The sequence below is a fragment of the Sphingomonas bacterium genome (assembly GCF_903644055.1).
In the GTDB taxonomy this organism is placed as follows: domain Bacteria; phylum Pseudomonadota; class Alphaproteobacteria; order Sphingomonadales; family Sphingomonadaceae; genus Sphingomonas_I.
In genome coordinates this window covers 1-5,379 of the sequence record NZ_CAHJXD010000113.1, presented here as the reverse complement: position 1 = coordinate 5,379, position 5,379 = coordinate 1, and the positions used below count along the sequence as shown (strand labels likewise).

Sequence of the window (5,379 nt, the reverse complement as noted above, 5' to 3'; positions counted from 1 at the left end):
CGATGCCGAGCGCGGCGGTGCGCGCCTCGTCGAGCGCGGCCTCGGGCTTGTCGATCGTCAGCGTCGGCCCGTCGATCTGGTTGGCGCCCGCCGCGACCAGCGCATCGAGCACCCCGCCCGCGCCCGCCACGTCGCGCAGCCGCACCGTCACCTGGTTGGTCGCCTGATAGCCGGTGAGCGCGGGCGGCTGGTTTTCGGCGTAGCGATATTGCGGCTGGAGGCGGATCGCGTTGGTTTGCATATCGCGATCGGCGACGCCCGCACGCGCCAGCGCCGCGATCGTGGCGGCCATCTTCCGCGTATTTTCGTCGAGCGCGCGCGCGGCGGTCGCGCCCGTCGTAACGACGCCTGCCGAAATGATCGCCGTATCGGGCCTGCGCAGCACCTCGCCGGTCGCGCTCAGCTCGAGCCGCGTCGCCCCCGCCGCGATCGGCGGCGTATCGGCCGCCGTGGCGGGAAGGACCGGCAGGGCCGCCAGCAAGGCCATCGTGAGCGCGCGCATATCTCTCTCCTCCGGTGCGCCGCTACGCGAACCGCGCTGGCATGATCCTGAACGGCGCCGCGTCCACGAAGGGCCGATCGACATTCGGCGATCTGAACGTAAACTGCCTTACGCTCGACCGTCACCCCGGCCTTGAGCCGGGGTGACGTTTCGCTTGAACGGGACAGCCTCTAGCGCGTGCCGACTTCGCGGAGCTTGGCGGCGAGCTGATCGATCGTGAAAGGCTTGGGGACGATGATCTGCCCCGCCTCGACCAGCGAATCCTCGCCGTCGTGCGTGTATCCGGAGGTGAACAGGATCGGCAGCCCGGGCCGCAGCTTGCGCGCCTCGATCGCGAGCTGGGGGCCGCTCATCACGGGCATCACGACGTCGCTGAACACCAGCGTGATCGTCGGATCGCGCTGGAGCAGCGCCAGCGCCTTTTCGCCGTCGGCGGTGGGAAGCGGATCGTAGCCGAGTTCGCGCAGCGCATCGCAGGAAATATGGCGCACGCGATCGTCATCTTCGACGACGAGCACGCGGCCGCCATGGCCCGGAACCTGCGGCCCGTCGGCGTGAGAAGCGCTCTCCGCCGCCGCGACCTCGCCCTCGAAGCGCGGCAGCAGGATGCGGATCGTCGCACCGTCGCCGATCGCCGATTCGATCAGGACATGGCCGCCCGATTGCTTGACGAAGCCGAACACCTGGCTGAGCCCGAGACCGGTGCCCTTGCCCACCGATTTGGTCGTGAAGAAGGGATCGAAGGCGCGATCGCGCGTCTCTTCGCTCATGCCCGTGCCGGTATCGGCGACGCTGATCTCGACATAATGGCCCGGCGCGATCTCCAGCCGGCCGCGCTGCGCGGGCTCGGTCAGCCGGTGGTTGCGCGTGGCGATCGTCAGGACGCCCTTGCCGTCCATCGCGTCGCGCGCGTTGACCGCGAGGTTGAGCAGCGCATTTTCGAGCTGGGGCGCGTCGGCATGGATCCGCCACGGCTCGTCGGCGAGATCGGTCCGGATCACGATCGATTCGCCCAACGTGCGATCGAACAGGTCGCGCATCGTCGCGACGAGCCGGTTGGGCTCGATCGCGACCGGCGCGAGCGCCTGGCGGCGCGAGAAAGCGAACAGCCGGGTGACGAGCGTCGCCGCGCGTTCCGCGCCCTCGCGCGCGTCGGCGAGGTGGCGCGCGAGGCGTATCGGATCGGCGGCGCGGCGCTGGGCAAGCTCCAGGCTGCCCACCACCACCGCGAGCATATTGTTGAAGTCGTGCGCGATGCCGCCGGTGAGCTGGCCGATCGATTCGATCTTCTGGATCTGGCGGAGCTGCGCCTCGACCTCCTCGCGCGCCTGCATCTCGGCGCGGGCGGCGATGACCGCGGCGCGCGCCTCGCGATGCGCGACGCGCAGCGAAAGGAAGCGGTTGCGCGATTCGGTCACCGTCAGATAGGCGACGATCACGACGAGCACGACCGTCCCCGCCAGCGCGATCGACAGCCACGTCGTCAACGCCTGCGTCTGTTTCTGGCGCGCGGTCAGCAGGCGCTGCTCCTCGGCGAACATGCGGCGGAGGCGGGCCCTGATTTCCGCCGCGGTCTCGCCCGCGCCCGGCGTCGCCACGGCCGAGCGCGGCGGCGGCGCGTTGTAATGCCGCCGCAGCGCGACCCGCTCCATCGCGAAGCGGTGGCGCAGATCGATCAGCGGCGTCAGCCCGTCTAGCTCGGCGCGCCGCGTCGGATTGTCGCGCGTCTCCTCGCGCAGGCGTCGCACCAGCGACTGGATCTGCGCGTGCGCGGTGGCAAGATCGGTATAAAGCTTGGCGTCGCCGCGCAGCATGTAGCCGCGCATCGCCGATTCCTCGGCCGTGAGCTGCCCCTCGAGCTGAACGATCGCGACCTGCACGCCGATGGTATGATCGACCCAGCTATTGGAGGCCGCGACGCTGCGGCCGATCAGGATCGCGCCGATCCCCGCGATAAGCGCGATCGTCAGCCCGGCGAGCGGCAGGAAAGGGATGCGGCGTGGCGCTAGGCTGCCCATGGCTCAGCTTTTGCGCGTGCCGATCGGCGATGCAAGCACGGCCTCACCCCGCCTCGCGGACGATCGCCGCCCAGCCCGCCTCGTCGATCACGGGGATGCCGAGCGCCGCGGCCTGCTTGAGCTTCGATCCCGCGCCCGGCCCGGCGACGACCAGATCGGTCCTGGCCGAAACCGATCCCGCCGCCTTGGCGCCCAGCCGCTCGGCCTGCGCCTTGGCCTCGTCGCGGCTCATCGTCTCGAGCTTGCCGGTGAAGACGATCGTCTTGCCCGAAACCTCCGACGCACGCGTCTCGAAGACGATCGGCCGGACGTCGAGCTGCGCGAGCAGATCGTCCACCACCGCGCGATTGTGCGGCTCGGCGAAGAAATCGATCAGCGCCTGCGCGACTTCGGGGCCGACCTGCTGGGTATCGACGATCGCCGCCAGTTCCTTCGCTTGCCGCACCCCGAATTTCTCGTCGCTCTCGCCGACCGCCTGGACCATCGCGTCGCGCTGCCCGATCGCGCCCTCGATCATCGCCAGCAGCGCCGCCATATCGGAATAGCGCCGCGCGAGATCGCGCGCGGTCACTTCGCCGACATGGCGGATGCCGAGCGCGAACAGCAAGCGATCGAGCGGCGGGCTTCGCTTGGCGGCGATCGCGGCGATCAGGTTGGAGGCCGAGATTTCGGCCCAGCGCTCGCGTTCCAGCAACTGATCCTTGCGCAGGCGGAAGATGTCGCCCGGCGTCGCGATCAGCCCGTCGCGAAAGAAATTCTCGATGTTGGTGATGCCCAGCCCCTCGATGTCGAGCGCGTGGCGCGAGGCGAAGTGGCGGAGCCGCTCGACGCGCTGGGCGGGGCAGATCAGGCCGCCGCTGCACCGATAATCGACCTCGCCGATCTCGCGCTCGGCGGCCGATTGGCATTCGGGGCAGACCTGCGGAAATTCCCACGGTTCGCGCGGCTCGTCGCGGGTGAGGTTTGCGATGATCTGCGGGATGACGTCGCCCGCGCGCTGGAGGCGGACGCGATCGCCGGGACGCACGCCGAGCCGCGCGATCTCGTCGGCATTGTGCAGCGTCGCGTTGGTGACGACGACGCCGCCGACGGTGACGGGGGTCAGCCGTGCCACGGGGGTGAGCTTGCCGGTGCGGCCGACCTGGATGTCGATCCGCTCCAGCACCGTCTCGGCCTGCTGCGGCGGGAATTTGTGCGCGATCGCCCAGCGAGGGCTCCGCGCGACTTGCCCCAGCCGTTCCTGCCAGTCGAGCCGATCGACCTTGTAGGCGACACCGTCGATATCGAACGGCAGATCGGCGCGCAGCCGCTCGATCCGGCGGTAATGATCGAGCGTGGCGTCGATGGTGGCGAAGGTGCCGCGCAGATCGCCCGGCGCGAAGCCCCAGCGCTCGATAGCGTCCATCACCTCGGCCTGGGTGGCGCCGGGCAGCGCCGAGGTTTCGCCCCAGCCATGCGCGATGAAGCGCAGCGGCCGCGTCGCGGTGATCGCGGCGTCCTTCTGGCGGAGCGATCCGGCGGCGGCGTTGCGGGGGTTGGCGAACTGGCGCGCCTTGGCCTCGTCCCCCGCCGCGCGCGCTTCGGAAAGCAGGCGGACGTTGAGCGCGGCGAAATCCTCCTTGGCCATATAGACCTCGCCGCGCACCTCGAAGAGATCGGGGGCGGCGGCGGGAAGCGCCTGCGGGATGCCCGCGACGAAGGCGGCGTTGGCGGTGACGTCCTCGCCCACCTGCCCGTCGCCGCGCGTCGCCGCCTGGACGAGTCTCCGGCCCTCGTAGCGCAGCGAACAGGAGAGGCCGTCGATCTTGGGCTCGGCGGTGAGCAGGACGGGCTCGTCCTCGGCGAGGCGCAGGAAGCGGCGGACGCGCGCGACGAATTCGGCGATCTCCTCGTCCGAAAAGCCGTTGTCGAGGCTGAGCATCGGCCGCGCATGGCGGACCTTGGCGAGCGCGCCGGTCGGCGCCGCGCCGACCTGGGCGGAGGGGCTGTCGGCGCGGACGAGCGCGGGGAAGGCGGCTTCCAGCGCGGCGTTTTCGCGGACCAGCGCGTCATAGGCGGCGTCCGAAATCTCGGGCGCGTCGCGATCGTGATACAGCGCATTGTGCCACGCGATCTCGGCGGCGAGCGCCGCGAGCCGCGCGGCAGCCTGCGCGTCCGACATCGCCGGCTCCGCCACCTAGCCCGCCTTGCGCGCCAGTTCGGCGACGAACGATGCCAGCACCGCTTCGTAGAGCGCGCGCTTGAAGGGCACGATCAGCGCGGGCAGTTGCGCGGGCTCGACCCAGCGCCACGCGTCGAATTCGGGGTGTGCGGTTTCCAGGCTGATCTGGTCGTCGCGGCCGAGATAGCGGGCGAGGAACCAGGTCTGGCGCTGGCCGCGATAGCGCCCGCGCCACAGCTTGCCGATCAGTTCGGCGGGAAGATCGTAGTCGAGCTGTTTGGGCGCCTCGGCGATGATCTCGACAAGCGAGGGCGCGATGCCCGTCTCCTCCTCCAGCTCGCGCAGTGCTGCGGCACGCGGCGGCTCACCCTTGTCGATGCCGCCCTGGGGCATCTGCCATGCCTCCTGCGTCGTATCGATCCGCCGGCCGACGAAGACCTTGCCCTCGGCGTTGAGCAGCATGATGCCGACGGCAGGGCGGTAGGGGAGGTCGCTCATCGCGCCTGCTTTGGCGCAAAGCGCGCGGCGATCAAGCGCCGTCGCGCGCGCCCGCGCGGCATTGCGCTTGCGCCCGCCCCGCTTATGTGGGGCGGCGACGCATAAGGAGAGGTTCGGATGAAGCCATTGTCACTCGGCGCGCTGGTGCTGGCGCTCAGCGCGGCCGCCCCGGCGCTGGCGCAGGCCCCCGTGCCGCCCGC

4 protein-coding genes are annotated in these 5,379 nt (G+C 70.4%); all 4 read right to left on the bottom strand.

Annotated elements, in window-relative coordinates; all coding sequences use genetic code 11:
* Positions 1-502: SIMPL domain-containing protein (locus HUU94_RS04795; RefSeq protein ID WP_174273964.1), on the bottom strand; the 502-nt coding region annotated here is incomplete at its 3' end.
* A gap of 170 nt (positions 503-672) precedes the next feature.
* On the bottom strand, positions 673-2,520 hold the full coding sequence (locus HUU94_RS04790; protein ID WP_254601960.1) for a CHASE3 domain-containing protein: 1,848 nt from the start codon (positions 2,518-2,520) through the stop codon (positions 673-675).
* Positions 2,521-2,563: 43 nt separating this feature from the next.
* Positions 2,564-4,681 (bottom strand): NAD-dependent DNA ligase LigA, encoded by a 2,118-nt coding sequence (gene ligA, locus HUU94_RS04785; protein ID WP_174273965.1) that lies wholly within the window; start codon positions 4,679-4,681, stop codon positions 2,564-2,566.
* Between the two features lie 15 nt (positions 4,682-4,696).
* Positions 4,697-5,179 (bottom strand): RNA pyrophosphohydrolase, encoded by a 483-nt coding sequence (locus HUU94_RS04780; RefSeq protein ID WP_174273963.1) that lies wholly within the window; start codon positions 5,177-5,179, stop codon positions 4,697-4,699.
* Positions 5,180-5,379: the final 200 nt, after the last annotated feature.